Source organism: Pseudozobellia sp. WGM2, from assembly GCF_017810075.1.
Lineage (GTDB): Bacteria > Bacteroidota > Bacteroidia > Flavobacteriales > Flavobacteriaceae > JADNYK01.
This window is the reverse complement of sequence record NZ_JADNYK010000009.1, coordinates 13,666-36,291: the sequence shown is the minus strand read 5'-3', so window position 1 is coordinate 36,291 and position 22,626 is coordinate 13,666. Positions and strand designations below refer to the sequence as shown.

Sequence of the window (22,626 nt, the reverse complement as noted above, 5' to 3'; positions counted from 1 at the left end):
TACATAAATCAAGAAATACTCGACAAAATAGTACTATTCTTTGTTCTTCGTATCAAACGTTATAGTTACTGGCCCATCATTCAATAATTCGACTTTCATGTCGGCTCCAAAAACTCCCGTGCCCACCTTTTTACCCAAATCAAGTTCTATTTGTCGAACAAAAGATTCGTAAAGTGGTATAGCTACATCAGGTTTGGCCGCCTTAATATAAGATGGGCGATTTCCTTTTTTGGTAGCTGCATGCAATGTAAATTGACTTACAACAATGGCATCTCCGTTAATATCAAGTAACGATTCGTTCATGACTCCTTCAGAATCATTGAAGATTCTTAGGTTTACCATTTTACGAGATAACCATTCAACATCTTCTTGGCTATCGGCATTTTCGATACCCAGTAAAATTAGAAGACCGTTTTTAATTTCAGCTATCTTTTGGCCATCGACCGAAACACTGGCCCAAGCGACTCTTTGTATTACTGCACGCATATATAATCGTTAATTACTTTTTGGTATCGTGTATATCTACCCTGTAATTTTCATCTTCGCCCGACACCATCTGCACATAACTTTTATACCTGCTCCACGCGACTTCTTCATTCTCCAGCGCTTCCTTTACGGCACATTTAGGTTCATCGATATGCAAGCAATTGTTGAACTTACAATCACCCTTAAGCGCAAAAAACTCTGGAAAATAGTCTCCTATTTCTTCCTTTTCCATGTCAACGATACCAAAGCCCTTTATACCAGGGGTATCGATAATTCTTCCTGAGAAATCCATATCATACATTTCAGCAAAAGTAGTAGTGTGCTGGCCTTGCAAATGCTGTTCGGATATTTCTGCGGTCTTCAACTTTAAATTTGGCTCAAGGGCATTGACTAAAGTAGACTTACCGGCTCCCGAATGCCCTGCGAACATACTCGTCGTTTCGGTCATCAGTTCTTTTACCTTGTCTACATTTTTCCCCGTTTTTGCCGAAATACCGATACAAGTGTAGCCTACTTCACGATAAAGTGCCGCTAGAAATTTTATTTCGCCCAGTTCTTCATCATCATAGGCATCTATTTTATTGAACAGAAGAACAACCGGCACCTCATAGGCCTCGGCAGTAGCTAAAAATCGGTCTATGAATATGGTGTATGTTGTAGGGTTGTTCAGCGTAATCAAAAGAAAAACCTGGTCTAGGTTAGCCGCAATAATATGTGTTTGCTTGGAGAGGTTGACCGATTTACGGATGATATAGTTCTTACGGTCTTTTATTTCGTGAATGATACCTACCGTATCGTCACCTAACTTTTCAACATCAAATTCTACGATATCGCCCACCGCGATCGGATTGGTACTTTTAATACCCTGAATACGGAACTTACCCTTAATACGACACTCGAAAAAAGTACCGCTATCATTCTTAACGGTGTACCAGCTGCCTGTAGATTTATATACGGTTCCTATCATTCATTTGATTTACAATGCAAAGAAAAGCAATACTTTTATATAAAGCGATTTAAAGACTACTGTCTGTGCTTATACTGCCTTATTCATCGCTAACATCTTCATAATAAGCACATAATTAAATCATGAAACACCTCAGCCAGCGGTAAAATCATATTCATTACCGTATATGATTCCAGAAAAGATCGGCAAAAAAAAAGCAATCTGTTTCTGACCTTTACGGTGTAGAAACAGATTGCTCAATACCTAATTATTCTCGAATCAATTATCCGTTAATAATTTTTTCTTGGTGATTTATAGATTCTTGGTGAATGGCCTTGAACATTTTCAAAACAAACTCTTCACTCAAACCTTGAGATTCTCCTTCTAGAATCATAGCTCCTAAAATTTGATTCCAACGGTTCGATTGAAGTACAGCAACATTCTTTTGCTTTTTCAATTCACCGATACTGTCTGAAATCTTCATTCGATTGCCCATGGTCTCAATCAATTGACCATCAAGAATATCGATTTGAGCACGCAAATTATCAAGCTTAGAGTTGTACTCCGCTTCACTGTCGGTTTCTTTTCTTATTCTCAAATCTGTCATGATCTGAACTAAACTATCAGGTGTTACCTGCTGTGCAGCATCACTCCATGCATTATCAGGGTCGTGATGGGTCTCTATCATTAAACCATCAAAATTTAAATCTAGAGCCGTTTGGGAAACATCAAAAATCATATCTCGCTTACCTGTAATATGCGATGGGTCATTGATGATAGGCAAATCAGGAAATCTGGTCTGCAAATCGATAGCTACTTGCCACTCAGGTATATTACGATACTTCGTTTTAGCATAGGTAGAGAAACCTCTGTGAATTACACCCAAATTCTTAATATCTGCAGTATATAAACGCTCAACGGCACCCAACCACAATGAAAGGTCAGGGTTTACCGGGTTTTTGATCAAAACCACTTTATCGGTACCTTCTAGGGCATCGGCAATTTCTTGAACGATAAACGGACTAACCGTTGAACGGGCACCGATCCACAATAAATCGATATCATGCTCTAAAGCCAACTCAACATGGGCACGGTTCGCTACCTCGGTAGCTGTTTTCATACCGGTTTCTTCTTTAACTCGCTGTAACCACTTAAGACCAAGGGCCCCCACACCTTCAAAATTACCTGGGCGTGTACGGGGTTTCCAAATACCGGCACGGTAATAGTTTACATCGGTATCTTTTAGAGAGTGGGCAATACCCAATACTTGTTCTTCGGTCTCAGCACTACAAGGGCCAGCTATTACCAGTGGATGATCTAAGCCTAAATCATCCAACCATTTTCTCATTTCTTTCTTGTTTTCCATTGTTTTGATTTTTCTGCAATAAAGACAGCAAGGTCGTTAAAAAACGCGTGGGGCTTCTACTCTTCCTTTTTGACTTTGTACTTGTTCTCTAGTTTTACTTATTGTTTAATGGTATTCCGTTTAAAATTTCCTTTATTTTATTCGTATCGTTCATTTCCTTATAGATTCCCTCATAATCATCACTTTTCAGCAGCTGCATAAATTCTTGAAGGTTCTGTATATATTCCTCCAAGGTCTCCACCACATTCTCTTTATTATGCTTGAAAATAGGCGTCCACATGGCCGGTGAACTCTTGGCCAGCCTGACCGTACTCTCAAAACCACTGCCCGCCATGTCAAAAATATCACGTTCATTTTTCTCTTTCTCTATAACCGTCTTTCCCAACATAAACGAGCTGATGTGTGACAAATGCGACACATAGGCAATGTGCTTGTCATGAGCCTGCGGATTCATATACCGAATACGCATTCCCATTTCTTGAAAAAGCTCTAAAGCACGCTCTTGCAATTTAAAAGCGGTCTTCTCTACCTCACAAATAATATTGGTCTTGCCAGCATACAAATTTTCTATAGCTGCAGATGGGCCTGAAAACTCCGTTCCCGCAATGGGGTGAGCTGCCAAAAAGTTTCTTCGCTTCGGATGGTTCTCTACTACGCTACAAATAAGACTCTTCGTTGAACCTCCATCAAAAACCACACAATCGTCGTTTACGGCATCTAGAATTTTAGGAAGCTCATCGACCATCACATCGACCGGAATGGTAACTATCACCATATCGGCCACGGCCAGTTCTGAATACTCAGTCTTTTTATCGATAATGCCCAATTGCAGCGCCTCATCTAAATGGCTTTCGCTCGTATCAACACCATAAATATTGGTATCGGGGCGCAAACGCTTAATATCTTTCGCAAAAGAACCTCCTATCAACCCGATACCTATAATGAAAACGTTCATGTTATCTTCTCTTCAACTTTAATTAAATCGACTTATCGCTTCTCTAATCTTATCTTCGGTCACGCATAGGGAGAAGCGTATATACCCTTCACCATTGCTTCCGAAAATGGTTCCAGGGGTGATAAAAATGTTCTTATCGTATAACACTTCATCGATAAATTCTTCTGCAGATTTGCTTCCTGCGGGCAGCTTAGCCCAAACGAACATTCCAACTGCTTGCGACTCATAAGAACAGTTCAACTTATCGGCCAGCTCAAAAACCAGATTTCTTCGTGAACTATAAACCTCCTTTAACGAATCGAACCAACTCTGGTCGCTCTTTAAGGCGGTAATTGCACCTTTTTGAATTCCGTAGAACATACCAGAATCCATATTACTCTTCACCTTGAGTACGGCGTTGATGTGGTCTTCACTACCTAAGACCATCCCCACACGCCAACCGGCCATATTAAAGGTTTTGCTCAGAGAATTAAGTTCCAATGCCACATCTTTCGCTCCAGCGACCGATAAAATACTGCCCGGAGAATCATTCAATACGAAGCTGTATGGGTTATCGTTTACCAAAAGGATGTCTTTCTCTTTGGCAAAAGCTACCAATTCTTCGAACTGTGCCGTCGTTGCCGTTGCCCCTGTCGGCATATGTGGATAACTTACCCACATGATTTTTACGTTTGACAGGTCACGCTCGCTAAGTGCCTCCAAATCAGGAAACCAACCCCCTTCGGCAGTTAGGTTATAATACTTTACTTCTGCCCCCACCAATTTTGCCACAGAGGTATAGGTCGGATAACCGGGATTAGGGATCAACACGGCATCGCCTTCGTTCAAGAAAGCCAAACTTATATGCATGATACCCTCTTTTGATCCCATTAATGGCAATATCTCAGTCGCCGGATCAGCGATTACCTCAAACTTAGTATTGTAAAAATTGGCGATGGCCTCACGAAGTTCGGGCAAACCCTGATAGCTTTGATATTGATGTGCCCCGCCTTCGAGCACGGCATTCTGAATGCTTTCTATAATTTCTTTGGAGGGTGCCAAATCAGGGCTACCGATACCCATATTGATAATCGGGCGACCCTCGGCCATTAGGCCACGTACTTCTCTCAATTTTTTAGAGAAGTAATATTCTTCAACTGTATGTAAACGATTTGCCGTATGTATCATATTCTGGCATTTTTATATTCTCCTAAAACTTTAAAGTCTTCCGCCATGATGTTCAACAGCGACTTCGATTTCTCAAAGTATTCGTAATCTTCAAAAGTGACATCAACAAAAAAGGAATACTTCCAAGGAGTCTCGATTATGGGCAATGACTGAATCTTGGTCAAACTCAATCGACAGTCACTCATAACATTAAGCACAGCCGCTAAACTACCGCGCTTATGCCCTGTAACGAAACGTACCGAAGCCTTGTTGATTTCCTCCTTTGGTAACTCCTTATTTTTTGTCTTTACAATAATAAAACGAGTTGCATTATTCTTGATGGTTTGTATCTCTGGCGCTACGATGTCCAAATCATATAGGTCGGCCGCAACTTGGGGGGCGATTGCCGCCACATGCTTCAATTTTCCATCTTGAATACACCTGGCAGTCTCTGCCGTATCAACATCTTCTACCAACTTGACCTTAGGGTAATCTCTAAAAAACTCTTTGCACTGCAACAAAGCCATCGGGTGTGATCGCACCTCTTCAATATCGTCGATACCTTGCCCTTTCAGCACCATCAAATTGTGGTTGATATTCAGGTAATGTTCTCCGATAATGTGTAGGTTTTGGTGATATACAAGAGCATAATTCGGAATGATTGACCCCGCAATCGAATTCTCTATGGCCATCACTCCGACATCAGCGGTTTTATCCAATAGTCTATCTACCAAAAAATCAAAAGACATACATTCTACCAATTGGCTATCATCATGAAAATACTCTTTGGCTACCTGATGGTGGTTAGAGCCTTTGATTCCCTGTATGGCTATCTTTAAATTCATCTGTCGGTTAAAAAATCAATTAGTTTTAAATAAAAAAAGTCCCGTTTTTCACGGGACTTCTACATAATATCTTGGTTTCAATATTCTATAACAGTCCCACACCTCTTTTAAAAAAGAAGTAGAAATAAAAACCGTTAAAGAAATATTGATTTGACATTGTACACTTAAACTTCGGCTAAAGTAACAATTATATTTAAAAATCAAATTGTCAGAACTTATTTTTTTAATTAGAAAGCCAATACAGCCTAAAATTACAGGAGATATTAGCTATTTTTGAATTGAGATTTCAGGTAGAACCCTCATTTTTGCTTGAATTCCGATTATTCATCCTACTTAAAAACGCATATCATGTCCATCGTTGTCAAGAACATTTCAAAAACTTTTGGTACACAAAAAGCGCTTGACCGTATCTCTTTCACACTTGAAAAAGGAGAAATAGTTGGTTTTTTGGGGCCGAATGGGGCAGGTAAATCGACCATGATGAAAATCTTGACCACCTATCATCAAGCTGATGAGGGAGAAGCCCAAGTGAACTCTTATGATGTTTCAACTCACAGAAAAGATGTTCAAAGAAGTATTGGATATTTACCGGAACACAATCCGCTTTATTTAGAAATGTACGTTAAAGAATATCTCGCATTCAATGCGGATGTCTATAAAACGGATAAAAACCGAATTGCAGAAGTCATAGAACAAACGGGGCTATCACCTGAAGCACATAAAAAGATTGGACAACTTTCTAAAGGATATCGTCAACGGGTGGGGCTAGCGGCAGCATTATTGCACGACCCTGAAGTATTGATTCTTGATGAACCTACAACGGGCCTTGACCCCAATCAACTAATTGAAATACGTAAGCTTATTAAGGAAATTGGGAAAGAAAAAACCATACTACTATCTACCCATATTATGAAAGAGGTGGAAGCCGTTTGCGATCGAGTGCTAATCATTAACCAAGGGAATCTGGTAGCCGATAAAAAATTGGCAGAACTTCGAGAGGACGATGAACAGATTATCGAAGTAGAGTTTGATTACCGAGTAGAAGAAGCTTTTCTACAGCGTTTACCCCACGTAAAAAATGTAAAAAACTCTGGAGGGTTTGTCTATGAAATCACCTTTAGCACTGCCACGGACATGCGCCCTGCGGTTTTCGACTTTGCCCACGACAATAAGCTGAAGACCTTGCAATTGAGCAGAAAGAACAAAAATCTGGAAAGCTTATTTTCAGAACTTACTGCTAGGCCTACCGAGACGTTATAAACTTCTAGAACTTTAATGCCAACCCTATTCCGTTTTCATTACTGGTCGGCACCAAACGAAATGAAGTTGTATTATCTAATCTTTCGTTATAGTTCAGAATAGCCTTCTTTTTATTTTTAAGTGCGGCATGATAAAATATAGAACCCACTAATCCCGTCGCGGCAAAGGCGATTACAGGCCCAGTTACAGGTTTGTTGTCCGTTTCGTTGACGATAAACCAAACTCCCGAGCCGAAATTGAGCGTGCCGACCAACATGCCTCCCAACAGGTTTTTCTTAGATTTTTGCCAGTTCGTTTGGGCCACTTGGCTTTCGGTCATGATTTTATCGATCTCTTTCCAAGTCAATTTTTCTTGATCTTGGTAAAATTCCGGCCCCCACATACCCTGAAAAACCGTTATCTCTTGGGCCATTGTAGTTTGAGCAAATACGACAATAGCAAATAGTGCAAATAGAATATTCTTTTTCATAACTGTTTTTTGTTTAAAATTAATTAATAATCTTTAAACAAAGTAATGAGTTTATCTTCTCGATTACTTTTTATTCCGAAGAAACACACATTTAGAAATATTGATAATCATGTACTTGGCGTGAAGAGGGCGTTCACTATTTTATCTAAGTCATCTTGCACTTTAGGGTCAGTGCAATTGATAAGAATAGAGAAAACCATTTCGTGCTCAGGGTATACATAAAAATTGGAATACCCCCCTACCCCATTACCCACGTGCCCGTAATAAGGTCGCCCATGTATATCACTGCTTACCTGCCACCCTAAGCCGTAGTATGTAGATTGCCCATTTACTTCTTGAGCCGTTAAAAATTGGTTTTTAATTTCGGGGGGGAGAACTTTATTATCGAGATACGCTTGGCCCAATTTCGCGATATCTTCAGTGGTAGAGAGGTACCCTCCACCTGCAAGTTTGTAATGATTGTTTACAGAAATAGCATCTCTAAAACCAGACCTATTCTTTGAATAGCATTGTGCCAGATGTAAATCCGGTGATTCTCTTCGGGCTTCTTCCAATTGCGTATCAATTCTATTTTTGACGTTTGGGGCAAAGGTATGGTTCATGGCTAACGGCCCTAAGACTTTAGTCTCGACATACTTTTCAAAAGGCATACCACTTGCTTCTTGCATGGTCAACGAAATCATTACCCAATCAAAACTGTTGTATTGATACCCCGTTCCGGGTTCAAACAGTAAGTCGTCATCTTGAAATATTGCAATGCTATCTTTAATAGAATAGGCTTGGTTCAACCCATATTCTATTCCGCGATAGCCTCGAATACCAGCGGTATGGCTGGCCAATTGACGAATGGTAAAGTCCCATTTCTTTTTAGGGTAGTACGGCACATACTCATAGAAGGAAGCATCAAGATGTATAGTTCCGTCATGTACCATGGTCGCCAAAGCGGTGGCAGCAATAGGCTTGGACACGCTGGCTATTCTAAAAATAGTATTCTTTGGATCGGCAGGTATGCGACTTTCCAAATTTGCATGACCATACCCTCTCTGAAAAAAAACTTCTCCCTTTTTCATGACGGTTAAGGCAAGCCCCGGAACCTTTTTCTCGTTCACTAAATCGGACAATAAAGCATCCGCTGCCGCCAAACCTTGAAGCGGGGTATCACCAACTATCCTTTTTTTTGCAAAAAAACTTCTAAGGTATTTCTGAATAGGGTTCATATTTCTGCATTCGAGAGCTGCCCCTAAAGGTATTAGGTCTTATTCGAACCGCAATCGACCTTTGTAGATTTCTTGAACCTCGATAATATTGGGCCTGTTCTTACTGATTACGTTTCCCGTACTGCGAATGGCACCTCGAATCGATGCCTGTGGATTTACCAACATATCATTTGATCCGCGGTGGTTGACACTTACATTTTGAGCCGTCAACTTATCGGCTTCTATACGTGAATCTCCCGCCGCAATATTTAAACTTAGATTTTCGACTGTTCCGCTCAATTGAAAATAAGCGATACCATTAACCACCACACTCAAACTCTGAGAATTCAGTTGTAAATTATATTCGCCATCGGTAGTTTCCGATTGGGGATTAATAAAACTCTCTGAAATCAAGGACAAATTAGCATATGCCAAAACACCATCACTCTCAATACCCCAACCCGTGCTGCTTCTAATTTCAGTAATATTCGGGGATGTAACATATATAGTTGTTAGTCCATAATCTCTAAAATAATTACAGTCATTCGTATCTCTTAGAAGCAAGCGCCCCTCTTTAACCTCAGTACTTACCTCATCATATAAGAACTCACCGGTTTCTACTTCAACTTTCTGCTCATCACCCTGCTTTAGCACCAATGATACGTTCTCAAAAACAGTAATCTTATCGAAATCTGCCACAAGAACTTCTTCACGAACCAAATCACCGGAGTTCTGAAGACAGTCGGGAGCCGATTCATTATTGCACCCCACTAATATTATGAACAGCGCAAAAAGTGCGCATACCTTTTTGAGACTCTGTGCCATTACCATTTCAAAACTTCGTCTTGATGTGATTATTTTCTTGTTCAATTTTATCAATTGATTTTTCATAAGCGCACTCCTATTCCGAATTCAACCGCTTCCGCGGCAGCACCATGTGATTTTAGACTGACCACTCCGAAAAAGGTATCTCCAAAATAACGTTTCAAGCTAAAACGGTTGTACACCTTCCCTTCAAAATCGAAGGGGTAATACACATAATACCCCAACTGGGTGCCAATTGAAAGTTTATTGATAAAAAGTTCATGGCCAACAAAAAGCCCCACTCGTCTGTAATCGGTATTGGCGTCGATATTGTTTTCGGGAAATGAAATGGATTGAAACTCGATCAACTCCTTTAAAAAATTACTAAAAAACACATCGGCCCCCAGTTGTAGGGCACTTTTTCGACCTACACGTTTATCCGCATATCCGGAAAATATATAAAACGGATATTGTCCGTGCCCAATATTATCACTTTCATTTACCCCTGTTCGAAAAACAAGATTGTATTTTACCGGCTCGGTAATTCTTTCCTTTTCCCTTCTTATGTATTCTGTTACGTCACCGTCTAGCGTGTATACCAAACCAGCGTTGAATGCCAAAGTATTGGTCGAGGTATTCGGAGCTTTTATATTGGCATTGGAATAATGAATTACCGACAACCCCAATTTCAGTCCCAGATTCTTATAGATATTTTCTTTCTGATAATTGAACATCATAAAGGTAGAACTCAATAAACGAGAACCGTAGGCATTGTTTCTAAAATTAGTAGCTCTGTCATAGGGGTCGGTAGCATACGAAACACCCTGACCTATACGAAACTGAAGGTTGCGCTTAAAGAAGTAGAAGTTGAAATGAGCGTACAACCCATAGGCATCACCGAGCGTCTCGTTATGTGAGTTTTGATAAATGAACGACGCCCCTAAATCAGGGTAGTTATACCACTGCTGCCATTCTTCTAAACCGAACGTTTTTCTGTTGTAACCCAGTATAACCCCAGTCGGATGCTCAGATATCAAATGTGAAATATCAGGATTGTGCAAGATAATCGAACCATAAAACGGACTCGCATCAAAGCTATAGCTATGTAGCCGTTCATTCTCTTGCGAAAAAATAGAAGCAATCGAAAAAAATATAAGCAGAAATACCCTAAGATTCATGGGAGGCAAAGTTAAACAGCTACATCGAAATAGAAAGCACCCTTTCTCAAAAAAGAAGCGGCCCGATTGGGCCGCCTAAATCTTCACCGTAGTGATTAGAATAATTTATCGGCGATAGCCTTGATGTTATCAGATTTACCCATAGAATAATAATGCAGTACAGGTACGCCGGCATCTTTCAATTCTTTAGATTGTTGAATGCACCACTCCACCCCCACTTGCCGTACTTCTTTGTTTGTACTACAAGCATCAACGGCATCGATAAGGTCTTGAGGCAAATCAATTTTGAAAACTTGTGGCAACAGCTGTAGATGCCTTTTTACGGCAATAGGTTTTATGCCCGGTATAATCGGTACATTGATATCCATCGCTTTGGCAGCCTCTACGAACTCAAAATATTTCTGATTATCGAAGAACATTTGGGTTACCACATAATCGGCACCCGCATCTACCTTTTCCTTCAATCGCTTTAAATCTGATTTCAAAGAAGGCGCTTCTAAATGTTTTTCAGGGTAGCCGGCGACACCAATACAGAAATTGGCGCAATTGTCGGTTTCGACCATATCGTGCAAATAGTTGCCGCAGTTCAACTCGTGTACTTGCTTAACCAAATCGACCGCATAGTTATGCCCGCCTTTGGTCGGTTTAAAATATTGCTCCTCACGCATGGCATCTCCACGCAAAGCCATAATATTATCGATACCTAAGTAATGGCAATCGACCAAAAGGTACTCTGTTTCTTCTTTAGTAAAACCACCACAAAGCACATGCGGTACCGTATCGACTTCATATTTATGTTTGATCGATGCACAAATACCGACCGTACCCGGTCTCATTCTGGTCAATTTTTTATCTAACAGCCCATCTCTATCGATATAAACATATTCTTCACGTGAAGTGGTCACATCAATAAACGGAGGTTTAAACTCCATCAACGGATCAATGTTATTATAAAGCTCTTGAATGTTCTTCCCCTTAACAGGCGGTATAATTTCAAAGGAAAATAAGGTTTTCCCTTTTGCATTATTAATATGGTCGGTTATCTTCATTGAATTTGAATATCTGCTAAACTCTTTCTTTTATCTACTTATTTTGGGCGCTGCCATGCGGCCGGGCTTTCGTCTTTATTTTTGAGTTTCAAAACTCAAAAGATACCGCCTCTATCCCTAGCGCTAGTCTTATCTAATCTTCCAAAAGCAATTTTCTCAGCTCGTTATACTCTTCTTGGTACTCCCAATAAATCCATCGCCCATCTAAATAATCGGTAAGCAGGTGTTTATCGCTCAACGATTTTATTCTATCTACAGCAACCAATTTCTTTGAAAACCCCTTTACCGATACACTTTCTTCAACCTCTACATTATTTTCATCGTAGCCATGGCTGATACTGTGACTGCCCAAATGAACCTCTATAAATTTTTTCATTTCACAACCTTTAATTGTCCGCAATATTCGGGGCAAGCCATTTGGCGGCATATTCGTAATCAATATTTTTTCGTTTGGCAAAATCTCGAACTTGATCCTCTTTTATTTTACCCAACCCAAAATAACGTGATTCAGCATTACCGAAATAGTAGCCCGAAACCGAAGAAGCAGGCAACATGGCCAAACTATCCGTCAATTTCACTCCAATTCGTTCTTCCACCTTTAAAGCATCCCAAATGGTCAATTTTTCTAAATGATCAGGGCACGCAGGATAGCCAGGAGCAGGACGGATACCTTTGTATTTTTCTTCTATCAAGGCTTCATTATCCAAATTTTCATCCGAAGCATAGCCCCAATACTCTGTTCTTACCTTTTCGTGCAAATACTCTGCGAAAGCTTCTGCCAATCGGTCGGAAAGTGCCTTGATCATAATCGAGTTATAATCATCGAGGTCTTTTCGGTATTTTTCAGCAATTTCTTCGGTTCCGAAACCTGTGGTAACACAGAAGCAACCCATATAATCTTCTCTACCCGAGCTTTTCGGGGCGATAAAATCGGCCAAGGCATAATCTGGCACCCCTTGCCTTCGTTGCAATTGTTGCCGAAGGGTTCTAAAGATGAATTGTTCTCCTTCTACCTCAACTTCAATATCATCATCGTTCGATAAGGTATTTGCCGGGAAGAGACCGAAAATTCCTTTTCCCGATAGCTTTTTATTGGCCAAAACCTCTTTCAGCATATTTTGTGCATCGGCGAAAAGCTCGGTGGCCTGCTCACCAACCACTTTATCCTTTAGAATATCAGGATAACGGCCATGAAGTTCCCAACTTCTGAAAAACGGTGTCCAATCAATGAACGGAAGCAATGCTTCCATATCAATATCCTCTATAACCTGAATGCCCAATTTCTTGGGTTTCACAATCTCTGATTGCTCCCAGTCAATCTGAAACTTGTTTTTTCTTGCTGTTTCAAGCGACTTGTATTCTTTATGCTGTGAACGGTTCAAGAATTTTTCCCTGAATACATTGTAATCTTCCTTGATGGTATTCTTATAGGTTCCGGAAGTTTCTTTTTGCAAAAGATCGCCCACCACGGTCACTGCTCTTGAGGCATCGTTTACATGAACTACGGCATTGCTATATTGGGGGTCGATTTTAACCGCGGTATGCGCCTTGCTTGTAGTCGCCCCACCAATCAACAAAGGCACTTTAAAGCTCTTACGCTCCATTTCTTTGGCCAAGTGCACCATCTCATCCAATGAAGGAGTAATGAGTCCACTCAAGCCGATAATATCCACATTTTCTTTAATGGCAGTTTCAATAATTTTCTCCGGTGGCACCATCACACCGAGGTCTACGATTTCATAGTTGTTGCAGGCCAAGACTACACTCACGATATTCTTGCCGATATCGTGCACATCACCCTTTACGGTCGCCATGAGTATTTTGCCATTTCCCTTGTCGTCGCCCACCTGCGGGTTTTTCAATTTCTCTTCTTCGATGTACGGTAGAAGATAGGCCACTGCTTTTTTCATGACCCGTGCTGATTTCACCACTTGGGGCAAGAACATTTTTCCGCTACCGAAAAGGTCGCCCACCACGTTCATGCCAATCATCAAATGACCTTCGATTACCTCGATGGGTTTATCAGACGCTTGTCGAGCTTCCTCGACATCTTCTAGAATGTATTGATCGATACCTTTCACCAGTGCTCGTGTAATTCTGTCTTGTAACGGTTCTTCCCTCCATGATAAATCGACCTTACTCTCTTTTGCCTTACCCACCACGGAGTCAGCAAAATCAAGAAGGCGTTCGGTTGCGTCATCTCTTCTGTTCAAGATGACATCTTCGACCATTTCCAATAAATCTTTCGGAATATCGTCATAGACCTCGAGCATGCTCGGGTTTACAATACCCATATTCATACCCGCCTTTATGGCGTGATAAAGAAAAACAGAGTGCATGGCTTCCCGCACAGGGTTATTGCCCCGAAATGAGAACGACACGTTACTAACCCCACCACTCACATTGGCATGGGGCAGGTTTTCACGTACCCAACGTGTGGCTTCGATAAAATCTATGGCATTGAGCTTGTGCTCATCCATACCTGTGGCCACGGGGAAAATATTAAGGTCGAAAATAATGTCTTCGGGCGCAAAATTCACCTCGTTGACCAAAATATCGTACGAACGCTTACAAATTTCAATACGTCGGTCATATGTATCTGCCTGACCCACCTCATCGAAGGCCATTACGATAACGGCAGCCCCGTAACGTTTGATTAATTTGGCATGGTGCAGAAATTCTTCCTTACCCTCTTTCAAGCTGATAGAGTTCACCACCGATTTGCCCTGAACTACTTGCAGACCTGCTTCGATAATCTCCCACTTTGAACTGTCGATCATTATCGGAACACGGGCGATATCAGGTTCGGCAATAACAAGGTTCAAAAACTTAACCATAGCCTCTTTACCATCGATGAGGCCATCATCCATATTAATATCAATAATCTGGGCACCCCCTTCTACCTGCTCTCTCGCTACATCTAAAGCTTCTTCGAACTTTTCTTCTTTTATTAGGCGCAAAAACTTTCTTGAACCCGCCACATTGGTACGTTCCCCCACGTTGATAAAGTTCGTATCAGGGGTGACCACTAAAGGCTCTAAGCCACTTAAACGCAGAAAACGTTTTTCGTTACTCATAATTTTTTATAAATGTTGACGAAATCATTCAACACATTTTTAATTTTTCTATTTGCCTTATCATCCATAGTATACTTCTCGAACATCTTACCCAACAAACAACCCTCAATTTTCGACCATCATAGATCGGGGGTCATATTTACTGATCAGATTGGCAATGGCCGTAATGTGTTCTGGAGTAGTGCCACAACAGCCACCAACAATATTCACCAAGCCCTTTTCTACATATTCCTTTATCTGTTCCGCCATTTGTTCTGGAGTCTCATCATATTCACCAAAGGCATTGGGCAAACCTGCATTGGGGTGCGCCGATACCGCATGATTCGTTTTTGAAGACAAGACCTCTAAGTGAGGTACCAATTGATTGGCCCCTAAAGCACAATTAAAACCAACCGATAAAATCGGAATATGCGATATGGATATCAGAAAAGCTTCTGCCGTTTGACCGGATAATGTTCTACCGGAAGCATCGGTAATCGTACCGCTCACCATAATCGGTGGGTCTATTTTACGCTCTTCCTTAACTTCTTCTATGGCAAAAAGTGCGGCCTTGGCATTTAAAGTATCAAAAATTGTTTCCACCAATAAAATATCGGAACCCCCATCAAGTAGGGCTTCTACCTGTTGTTTATAAGCTATTCTCAACTCATCAAAAGAAACGGCCCGAAAACCTGGGTCATTAACATCAGGAGACATACTTGCCGTTTTATTCGTAGGCCCAATACTACCGGCAACGAATCTCGGTTTGTTCGGTTCTTTCTCGGTAAATTCATCTGCCACCATTTTGGCGATTCTGGCCGACTCATAATTGAGTTCGTACACCAAGTCTTCCATATGGTAATCGGCCATGGCTATTGTAGTGCCCGAGAACGTATTTGTCTCAACAATATCGGCCCCCGCGGCAAAATATTTACGGTGTACCTCTGCTATAGCTTCTGGTTGAGTAAGCGACAGCAAGTCGTTATTGCCTTGAAGTGGATGTTGCCAATCTTTGAAACGCTCTCCCCTAAAATCTTCTTCAGTAAACTTATAGCGCTGTAGCATAGTACCCATGGCACCATCCAAAACCAATATTCGTTCCTCTAATATATCTTGTATTCTTGTCATCAATGTTCAAATTCTCAGGTTCACTCAAAAACACTACCTCAATTACATCTATAAGAACTACTGTTGCAAACGGATGAATTCATAGTTAAATCAATATCAAGCAAGAAAAAAACCAACGGACAAGAGCTGTCGCATTTTGTTATCTGTCCATGCATTATTTACAAGGATAGAATGTAGCACCTTCTTTATAAGAAAAGGGTTGCCAAGGCTTCAAAGGGTCTAGTCCCTCCACCTTTCTTGATAACGATTTCAGTGTATAAATGAACGGCTGCAAAGTAACGTCAAGGCTTAGCCAAAAACAAGCAAACCCCGACTTTTTTTAAAATGTACAAAACCTTCCGAAGCAATAGCTATCGGAAGGTCGTTACACTAATATTAAAACTTAATCAAGTAAAGATTATTTCTTACGAAATACTCTGTACCACTTCTTTCTTCGCTTCTTTTTTAGAACCATCAAAACCGGTCACCCCACCAACAGTAGTATACTTCATCACAAAACGTTTGTCAGGGTTTATAATCTGGTAGGCATATTGGCACATTACCGCAGCTTCGTGGAAACCGGATAAAATCAATTTCAATTTACCTTCGTAGGTATTCACATCACCAATGGCAAATACACCAGGTATATTCGTTTGATAGTCTTTGGCATTATTAACCTTAATGGCATTACGCTCTATTTCAAGCCCCCAATCACCGATCGGGCCTAATTTTGGCGAAAGGCCGAAAAGAGGTATAAACTGATCGACTTCAACATAAGTTTCGCCTTTCTCGGCATCGTTATGTTTAACCACAACAGCCTCTAGGTGGTCATCACCGTATAAGGTTTTCACCTCCGCTTCGGTAAAAAGCTTGATTTTGCCCAATTTTGCCAGCTCTCTGGCTTTTTCAACAGAATCTAAAGCCCCACGAAATTCTTTTCTACGGTGAACCAAAGAAACTTCAGAAGCCACATCGGCCAAGAAAATAGCCCAGTCCAAAGCGGAATCACCACCACCGGCTATCAAAACTTTTTTATCTCTATAAACTTCCGGGTCCTTGATCATATAAGCCACACCCTTGTCTTCAAAATCAACAATATTTGAAATAGGTGGTTTTCTAGGTTCGAAAGAGCCTAAACCTCCAGCAATGACAACAACCGCCGCATGATGCTCAGTACCCTTATTGGTCGTTACGATAAATGAACCGTCTTCTTGCTTATCTAACGTTTCGGCACGTTCACCCATCGTAAAACCGGGCTCGAAAGGCTTGATTTGCTCCATTAGGTTATCAACCAAGGTACCAGCAAGAATTTCCGGAAATGCCGGAATATCATAAATCGGTTTCTTCGGATATATTTCAGAACATTGTCCGCCTGGCTGGGCCAACGCATCTATTAAGTGGCATTTTAGTTTCAGTAATCCCGCTTCAAATACCGTAAAAAGACCTGTTGGGCCTGCACCAATTATTAATACATCTGTTTTTATCATATCGCTTAACTTAACTCTAATTCTTGATTTCTGACAATTTCATTTAACCGGGCTCGATGTCGTACTACTTCCCCGATTATAATAATAGCAGGGTTTGTCAATTCTTTTTCGGCTACTTCGGCCTCGATGGTGGCCATGGTGGCCACTCCTACTTTTTCATCTTTTCTAGTACCATTTTGAACAATGGCTATTGGAGTTTCAGACTTACCTTCTTTCTTGAACAACTCTACTATCTGACCTAATTTTGACATGCCCATCAAAATAACGACCGTAGCGTTACTTTTAGCGGCCAATGCCACATCGCCCGATAGCTTATGTTCTTTGGTCGTGCCCGTAATGACCCAAAAACTCTCTGCGGCACCTCTTTTGGTCACCGGAATATTCTGCGATGCCGGAACCGATAGACATGATGAAATACCGGGCACCATAGCTGTCTTCAACCCATGTTCGGCAGCATACTCCATTTCTTCGGCACCGCGGCCAAACACAAAAGGATCACCTCCTTTTAATCTTATCACATGCTTGCCAGACAACGCTCGATTTACAATGAGCTCATTGATCTGCTCTTGCTGGTACGAATAACAACCTTTACGTTTACCTACGAAAATTTGTTCGGCAGTAGGGGCATACTCCAATAGTTCAGAAGCTACCAAGGCATCGTACAAAACTACATCGGCAGACTCAAGCGCCTTGATCGCCTTTAGGGTAATCAATTCAACATCACCCGGACCTGCGCCTACAACTGTAAGCTGGCCAGAATGGGAGCATTTTGCCGACTCGAACCTAAAATTGTTATATGTCTTGTTGCTCTTATCCATCAATTAGGCTTCTGCCAATTCTTGCTTTCTGTAAGCTTCGACAGCTTTTAAAAACCGTTGCGAATCTTTCAAATAACTATTTGCAAAAGCTTCGGTAGGCTCGTTTTTATTCAATTGAAGGGCCAAATCTTGAAAACCACCCCCTAATTCGATACGCCCAGAGGCCACGAATTTTTCGTCAAAATCTTTAATGATTCCGGCATGGGTATTTACCTTAGCCTTTTCGGCAGTCAATAAGGCCTTTGCCGAATTTACCATTGAGGTATAGGAGTAATAAATACTGGCCGACCATTTTTGAGCTTCTAGGGCCTCTTGGGCATTCTGAATCTTCTCTTCACTTTCAAAAAGCAAAGTGGCGATCAAATCTATAACTACCCCTGCACATTCACCGACACCAATAGCCTTTTCATAACGCTCTGTATTACCCCAATCGATAAAGTCTTCCGCAGTTAAATCACTCACATCGGAAAGTGGCTTTAGAAAGTCGTAAAAGTACATCTGCCCTTTTTCTTGATAGTAATCGGCATATGACTGACCCTTACCGTTGGCATCATAATCATCTAATATCAAGCGTAGGGCCTGAGGTCCTCGCTTACTTGGTATTTTAACCACCTTATCGGCAAAGCGACCGTTGCCGTTGCCATCATTTCCACCACCTAACAATACCTGAAGGGCCGGTGCCACCAATTTGTCTTTTGTTCTCACGCTCATCCCTTGAAAACCAATGTGTGCCATATTATGCTGACCACATGCGTTCATACACCCACTGATCTTTATGACTACATCTTCATTGGAGATGTACTGCGGATATTCTGCTTTAATGACCCGCTCTAATTCTTCCGCAATTCCGGTACTACTAGCGATACCTAAATTACAAGTATCAGTACCCGGGCATGCGGTGATATCTAAGGCTCTATTATAACCCGCTTCGGCAAAACCTAACTTGGAAAGTTCTTGGTAAAAGAAAGGAACCAATTCTTCCTTCACATGCGGAATCAAAATATTCTGACGTAATGACAATCGGATTTCACCAGCGGCGTAACCGCTCACCAAATCAGCCAATAATCTAGCCTTATCGGTATACCAATCTCCTAAAAGCACCTTAATGCCTATGGCCACAAAACCCTCTTGTTTCTGTGGAATAATGTTAGTTGATTTCCAAGCTTCAAAAGCAGTTTTATCTTCAATTTCCACATTGGGAACTTCTACTGAAGCTACGTTTGTTTTCGGGTAAGCTTCTGCGTCTATAGCATAAGTTTGATATGGAACCGCCTTTTGTTCCTCGGCCAATAAATCTTTAAATCCATCAAGTCCAATATCCTTTATCAAGAACTTCATACGGGCCTTGGCTCTACTTTTACGTTCTCCGTATCTATCGAAAACACGAATTACCCCATCCATAAGAGGAATAATCTTATCGCTTTCCAAAAATTCAAAAAGAACATCGGCGTGACGGGGTTGAGAACCCAAGCCACCACCAAGCATCACTTTAAAACCTTTAACTCCGTTTTCAATTTTTGCGATAAAACCAAGGTCATGCATGTACGATAAACCGGTATCGGCATCACTCGCTGAGAAAGAGACCTTAAATTTTCGTCCCATTTCTTGACTGATCGGGTTTCTTAAAAAATATTGAAACAACCCATGAGCATAAGGCGACACATCAAACGGTTCATCTACATCGATACCAGCAGTTTCACTCGCAGTTACATTTCTTACCGTATTACCACAAGCTTCACGCAAGGTCACATCGTCTTTTTCAAGTTGCGCCCAAAGCTCTGGCGTTCTATTCAAATCAACGTAGTGAATTTGTATATCTTGACGGGTGGTTATATGCAATCGACCGGTAGAGTACTCATCGGAAACATCGCAAATTCGCTTCAACTGTTGTGAAGTCACCTTCCCATAGGGTAGTTTTATACGAATCATCTGCACGCCTTGCTGACGCTGACCGTAAACCCCCCTAGCCAAACGTAGGCTACGGAATTTCTCCTCATCTACCTTCCCTTCGTGAAAAAGTCTGATCTTCTTTTCCAACTCAAGGATATCCTTCTCAACAACAGGATTCTCTATTTCGGTTCTAAAACTTTGCATGCTATTTCTTATTTATAAACTCCGGACGAAATCCGTCCAAAAATTATTATATTTTTTTTAGGTTTTTTCGGCAGCAAAAAACTGTTTTAAATACGTCTTTACTTACCTATAGGCACCCCTGCCAAACGGGAAGCCATTTTAACTAATAAACCCTGCGCCCACCGTATTGTTCGTTTGGGTATCGACCAAGATGAACGAACCGTTCGTACGATGGTCTTTAAACTTATCGTAAAAAATAGGCTTGTTCAACTTAAAGGTAACCTGGGCAATATCATTCATACCCAGACCATTGACCTCGGTATCTATACCAGAATAATCAGGATTGATTTTATGATGAATATTATCCACCTTCGCCAATACCTTGTTCACACCATGTTGAACCACATATTTTTTACCGGCGGTCAACTGATCTGAATCCATCCAGGAAACGGTAGCCGTAAACTGTTTTTCAATAGTCGGCAAATCACCGGCCTTGACCAACATGTCACCTCTACTCAAATTAATCTCATCTTCTAAGGTAATCGTCACCGACGAACGTCTTGCCGCAGTTTGATATTTCTTATCGTGAAAATAGATGTCCTTGATTTTCGAGCGTGTTTGTGAAGGAAGTGCAATTACCTCATCACCTACACTCAACTCGCCACCATAAACTTTTCCGGCGAAACCACGAAAATCGTGATGCTCATCGGTCTTAGGGCGAATTACATATTGAACAGGAAACCTTGGAGTACCCACATTGTAGATATCCTTACGATCCAAAGCTTCAAAATGCTCCAATAAAGCAGGGCCCGTATACCAAGACATCTTATCAGACTTGTTCACCACATTATCGCCTTTTAGGGCACTCACGGGAATGAACGTAATCTTTTGGTCTTGATAATCTCGCTTGGCCATCAACTCTTCAAAGTCAGCCTTGATACTATTATAGGTCTCTTCTGAATAATCGACCAAATCCATTTTATTGATCGCTACGACCACATCTTTGATCCGCAATAGGTTATTGATAAAAAAGTGCCTATTGGTTTGCTCGATTACTCCTTTTCTAGCATCGATCAATATAATCGCCGCTTGTGAAGTAGAGGCCCCTGTAACCATGTTACGGGTATATTCTACGTGACCGGGAGTATCGGCTATGATATAACTCTTTTTATTGGTCGAAAAATAAATATGTGCCACATCGATAGTAATGCCCTGCTCTCGCTCGGCCACCAAACCATCGGTTGCCAATGAGAAATCCAGATAATCGTACCCTTTGCTCTTACTGGTCTTTTCAATCGCTTCTAACTTATCGCTGGTCAAAGATTTTGTATCATAAAGAATTCTACCGATCAAGGTACTTTTTCCGTCGTCTACACTACCTGCGGTTGCTATTTTTAGTACTTCCATTTTGCTGTAAATTCGTTGTTCGTCTTACGTAGACCGTTCTTAAAAGTATCCTTGTTGTTTTCTCTTCTCCATAGCGGCTTCCGATCGTTTATCATCGATTCGGGCACCTCTTTCCGAAATGCTTGAATCCCTAATTTCTTCCACTACCGATTCAATATCGGTAGCATTGGAAAACACTGCGGCCGTACAACTCATATCGCCCACGGTTCTAAATCTTACCATACGCTCCAATACTTCTTCATCATCCTCTTGGTACACATATTCAGAATGCGACCAGATAAGGCCGTCGCGCAAGAATACTTTACGCTTATGTGCAAAATAAATAGAAGGTATCTCTATTTGTTCTTCTTTGATATAAGACCAAACATCGAGTTCGGTCCAGTTTGAGATTGGAAAAACACGTACGTTCTGCCCCAACTCGATCTGACCGTTCAACATGTCGAAAAGCTCAGGGCGCTGGTTACGCTCGTCCCATTGGCCAAAATCGTCACGTACCGAAAAAATACGCTCCTTTGCACGGGCTTTTTCTTCATCACGTCTTGCACCACCGATACAAGCATCGAACTTAAACTCTTCGATAGCATCTAACAATGTAGTTGTCTGCAAAGAGTTTCTACTGCTGTACCTACCCGTCTCTTCTTTAACCTTACCTTGGTCTATAGAGTCTTGAACGTTTCTCACGATAAGCTCAAGCCCTAACTCTTCTACCAATCTATCTCTAAACTCAATAGTTTCGGGGAAGTTATGCCCAGTGTCGATATGCATCAACGGAAAGGGAATTTTTGCGGGCCAAAACGCTTTTTGTGCCAAACGCACCAAGGTTATAGAATCTTTTCCTCCGGAAAACAGTAATACCGGACGCTCGAATTGGGCCGCCACCTCTCTGAAAATATAGATGGCTTCGTTCTCTAAGGCGTTAATATGCGATGTATCTCTCATAACATTCAAGTTCTGCAGCATGCTTTGGCATCTGCCTAA

At 41.2% G+C, this 22,626-nt stretch carries 20 protein-coding genes and 1 riboswitch; of the genes, 1 reads left to right on the top strand and 19 read right to left on the bottom strand.

What is annotated here, in order from left to right:
• Nucleotides 1-33: 33 nt before the first annotated feature.
• The 6 genes from dtd to IV512_RS17345 all read right to left on the bottom strand — a co-directional run bounded on the left by dtd (nucleotide 34) and on the right by IV512_RS17345 (nucleotide 5,744).
• Nucleotides 34-486 carry a D-aminoacyl-tRNA deacylase gene (gene dtd / locus IV512_RS17370; protein ID WP_209405679.1) on the bottom strand — a complete coding sequence of 151 codons (453 nt, stop codon included), beginning with the start codon at nucleotides 484-486 and terminating at the stop codon, nucleotides 34-36.
• 13 nt (nucleotides 487-499) lie between these two features.
• Nucleotides 500-1,453 (bottom strand): ribosome small subunit-dependent GTPase A, encoded by a 954-nt coding sequence (gene rsgA, locus IV512_RS17365; RefSeq protein ID WP_209405676.1) that lies wholly within the window; start codon nucleotides 1,451-1,453, stop codon nucleotides 500-502.
• 262 nt (nucleotides 1,454-1,715) lie between these two features.
• Entirely contained in the window at nucleotides 1,716-2,798 is a 1,083-nt protein-coding gene (locus IV512_RS17360) for a bifunctional 3-deoxy-7-phosphoheptulonate synthase/chorismate mutase type II (protein ID WP_209405674.1), read from the bottom strand.
• Nucleotides 2,799-2,892: 94 nt separating this feature from the next.
• Nucleotides 2,893-3,753 (bottom strand): prephenate dehydrogenase, encoded by an 861-nt coding sequence (locus IV512_RS17355; protein WP_209405672.1) that lies wholly within the window; start codon nucleotides 3,751-3,753, stop codon nucleotides 2,893-2,895.
• Nucleotides 3,754-3,771: 18 nt separating this feature from the next.
• Entirely contained in the window at nucleotides 3,772-4,920 is a 1,149-nt protein-coding gene (locus tag IV512_RS17350; protein ID WP_209405671.1) for a pyridoxal phosphate-dependent aminotransferase, read from the bottom strand.
• On the bottom strand, nucleotides 4,917-5,744 hold the full coding sequence (locus IV512_RS17345; RefSeq protein ID WP_209405669.1) for a prephenate dehydratase: 828 nt from the start codon (nucleotides 5,742-5,744) through the stop codon (nucleotides 4,917-4,919). The genes IV512_RS17350 and IV512_RS17345 overlap by 4 nt, the downstream gene beginning before the upstream one ends.
• A 348-nt stretch (nucleotides 5,745-6,092) precedes the next feature.
• Between IV512_RS17345 and gldA the strand changes: the two genes are divergently transcribed.
• Nucleotides 6,093-7,004 carry a gliding motility-associated ABC transporter ATP-binding subunit GldA gene (gene gldA, locus IV512_RS17340; protein ID WP_209405667.1) on the top strand — a complete coding sequence of 304 codons (912 nt, stop codon included), beginning with the start codon at nucleotides 6,093-6,095 and terminating at the stop codon, nucleotides 7,002-7,004.
• A gap of 4 nt (nucleotides 7,005-7,008) precedes the next feature.
• Here gldA and IV512_RS17335 read toward each other — a convergent pair whose 3' ends face one another.
• The 13 genes from IV512_RS17335 to cysD all read right to left on the bottom strand — a co-directional run bounded on the left by IV512_RS17335 (nucleotide 7,009) and on the right by cysD (nucleotide 22,587).
• Nucleotides 7,009-7,473 (bottom strand): hypothetical protein, encoded by a 465-nt coding sequence (locus tag IV512_RS17335; RefSeq protein ID WP_209405665.1) that lies wholly within the window; start codon nucleotides 7,471-7,473, stop codon nucleotides 7,009-7,011.
• Nucleotides 7,474-7,580: 107 nt separating this feature from the next.
• On the bottom strand, nucleotides 7,581-8,690 hold the full coding sequence (locus IV512_RS17330) for a serine hydrolase (protein WP_209405663.1): 1,110 nt from the start codon (nucleotides 8,688-8,690) through the stop codon (nucleotides 7,581-7,583).
• Nucleotides 8,691-8,729: 39 nt separating this feature from the next.
• A complete protein-coding gene (locus IV512_RS17325; RefSeq protein WP_245224920.1) occupies nucleotides 8,730-9,539 on the bottom strand; it encodes a head GIN domain-containing protein in 810 nt (269 codons plus the stop codon).
• Between the two features lie 17 nt (nucleotides 9,540-9,556).
• The gene (locus IV512_RS17320) at nucleotides 9,557-10,651 is read right to left on the bottom strand and encodes an acyloxyacyl hydrolase (RefSeq protein ID WP_209405661.1); all 1,095 of its coding nucleotides are present in this window, start codon (nucleotides 10,649-10,651) and stop codon (nucleotides 9,557-9,559) included.
• 95 nt (nucleotides 10,652-10,746) lie between these two features.
• On the bottom strand, nucleotides 10,747-11,700 hold the full coding sequence (gene metF, locus IV512_RS17315; protein WP_209405659.1) for a methylenetetrahydrofolate reductase [NAD(P)H]: 954 nt from the start codon (nucleotides 11,698-11,700) through the stop codon (nucleotides 10,747-10,749).
• Nucleotides 11,701-11,833: 133 nt separating this feature from the next.
• Nucleotides 11,834-12,076, bottom strand: a complete 243-nt coding sequence (locus tag IV512_RS17310; protein ID WP_209405657.1) for a hypothetical protein — start codon at nucleotides 12,074-12,076, stop codon at nucleotides 11,834-11,836.
• Between the two features lie 10 nt (nucleotides 12,077-12,086).
• A complete protein-coding gene (gene metH, locus IV512_RS17305; protein WP_209405655.1) occupies nucleotides 12,087-14,777 on the bottom strand; it encodes a methionine synthase in 2,691 nt (896 codons plus the stop codon).
• A 105-nt stretch (nucleotides 14,778-14,882) separates the two neighbouring features.
• Nucleotides 14,883-15,884: a homocysteine S-methyltransferase family protein gene (locus IV512_RS17300; protein ID WP_209405653.1), complete on the bottom strand. Its 1,002-nt coding sequence runs from the start codon at nucleotides 15,882-15,884 to the stop codon at nucleotides 14,883-14,885.
• Between the two features lie 136 nt (nucleotides 15,885-16,020).
• Nucleotides 16,021-16,131: riboswitch (SAM riboswitch) on the bottom strand.
• Nucleotides 16,132-16,288: 157 nt separating this feature from the next.
• The gene (locus IV512_RS17295) at nucleotides 16,289-17,350 is read right to left on the bottom strand and encodes an NAD(P)/FAD-dependent oxidoreductase (RefSeq protein WP_209405651.1); all 1,062 of its coding nucleotides are present in this window, start codon (nucleotides 17,348-17,350) and stop codon (nucleotides 16,289-16,291) included.
• Between the two features lie 5 nt (nucleotides 17,351-17,355).
• Nucleotides 17,356-18,168: a uroporphyrinogen-III C-methyltransferase gene (gene cobA / locus IV512_RS17290; RefSeq protein WP_209405649.1), complete on the bottom strand. Its 813-nt coding sequence runs from the start codon at nucleotides 18,166-18,168 to the stop codon at nucleotides 17,356-17,358.
• 3 nt (nucleotides 18,169-18,171) lie between these two features.
• Nucleotides 18,172-20,262 (bottom strand): HEPN domain-containing protein, encoded by a 2,091-nt coding sequence (locus IV512_RS17285; protein WP_209405648.1) that lies wholly within the window; start codon nucleotides 20,260-20,262, stop codon nucleotides 18,172-18,174.
• A 138-nt stretch (nucleotides 20,263-20,400) separates the two neighbouring features.
• A complete protein-coding gene (locus IV512_RS17280) occupies nucleotides 20,401-21,648 on the bottom strand; it encodes a sulfate adenylyltransferase subunit 1 (RefSeq protein ID WP_209405646.1) in 1,248 nt (415 codons plus the stop codon).
• Nucleotides 21,649-21,687: 39 nt separating this feature from the next.
• Nucleotides 21,688-22,587, bottom strand: a complete 900-nt coding sequence (gene cysD, locus IV512_RS17275; RefSeq protein WP_209405644.1) for a sulfate adenylyltransferase subunit CysD — start codon at nucleotides 22,585-22,587, stop codon at nucleotides 21,688-21,690.
• Nucleotides 22,588-22,626: the final 39 nt, after the last annotated feature.

Excerpts from the sequence above, each read along its gene's own strand:
- IV512_RS17320 (WP_209405661.1), bottom strand. The coding sequence starts at position 10,651 with ATGAATCTTAGGGTATTTCTGCTTATATTTTTTTCGATTGCTTCTATT.
- IV512_RS17285 (WP_209405648.1), bottom strand. The coding sequence starts at position 20,262 with ATGCAAAGTTTTAGAACCGAAATAGAGAATCCTGTTGTTGAGAAGGAT.
- metH (WP_209405655.1), bottom strand. The coding sequence starts at position 14,777 with ATGAGTAACGAAAAACGTTTTCTGCGTTTAAGTGGCTTAGAGCCTTTA.
- IV512_RS17350 (WP_209405671.1), bottom strand. The coding sequence starts at position 4,920 with ATGATACATACGGCAAATCGTTTACATACAGTTGAAGAATATTACTTC.
- rsgA (WP_209405676.1), bottom strand. The coding sequence starts at position 1,453 with ATGATAGGAACCGTATATAAATCTACAGGCAGCTGGTACACCGTTAAG.
- cobA (WP_209405649.1), bottom strand. The coding sequence starts at position 18,168 with ATGGATAAGAGCAACAAGACATATAACAATTTTAGGTTCGAGTCGGCA.
- cysD (WP_209405644.1), bottom strand. The coding sequence starts at position 22,587 with ATGAGAGATACATCGCATATTAACGCCTTAGAGAACGAAGCCATCTAT.
- IV512_RS17300 (WP_209405653.1), bottom strand. The coding sequence starts at position 15,884 with ATGACAAGAATACAAGATATATTAGAGGAACGAATATTGGTTTTGGAT.
- gldA (WP_209405667.1), top strand. The coding sequence starts at position 6,093 with ATGTCCATCGTTGTCAAGAACATTTCAAAAACTTTTGGTACACAAAAA.
- metF (WP_209405659.1), bottom strand. The coding sequence starts at position 11,700 with ATGAAGATAACCGACCATATTAATAATGCAAAAGGGAAAACCTTATTT.
- IV512_RS17335 (WP_209405665.1), bottom strand. The coding sequence starts at position 7,473 with ATGAAAAAGAATATTCTATTTGCACTATTTGCTATTGTCGTATTTGCT.
- IV512_RS17355 (WP_209405672.1), bottom strand. The coding sequence starts at position 3,753 with ATGAACGTTTTCATTATAGGTATCGGGTTGATAGGAGGTTCTTTTGCG.
- IV512_RS17360 (WP_209405674.1), bottom strand. The coding sequence starts at position 2,798 with ATGGAAAACAAGAAAGAAATGAGAAAATGGTTGGATGATTTAGGCTTA.
- IV512_RS17280 (WP_209405646.1), bottom strand. The coding sequence starts at position 21,648 with ATGGAAGTACTAAAAATAGCAACCGCAGGTAGTGTAGACGACGGAAAA.
- IV512_RS17345 (WP_209405669.1), bottom strand. The coding sequence starts at position 5,744 with ATGAATTTAAAGATAGCCATACAGGGAATCAAAGGCTCTAACCACCAT.
- IV512_RS17330 (WP_209405663.1), bottom strand. The coding sequence starts at position 8,690 with ATGAACCCTATTCAGAAATACCTTAGAAGTTTTTTTGCAAAAAAAAGG.
- IV512_RS17295 (WP_209405651.1), bottom strand. The coding sequence starts at position 17,350 with ATGATAAAAACAGATGTATTAATAATTGGTGCAGGCCCAACAGGTCTT.
- dtd (WP_209405679.1), bottom strand. The coding sequence starts at position 486 with ATGCGTGCAGTAATACAAAGAGTCGCTTGGGCCAGTGTTTCGGTCGAT.
- IV512_RS17310 (WP_209405657.1), bottom strand. The coding sequence starts at position 12,076 with ATGAAAAAATTTATAGAGGTTCATTTGGGCAGTCACAGTATCAGCCAT.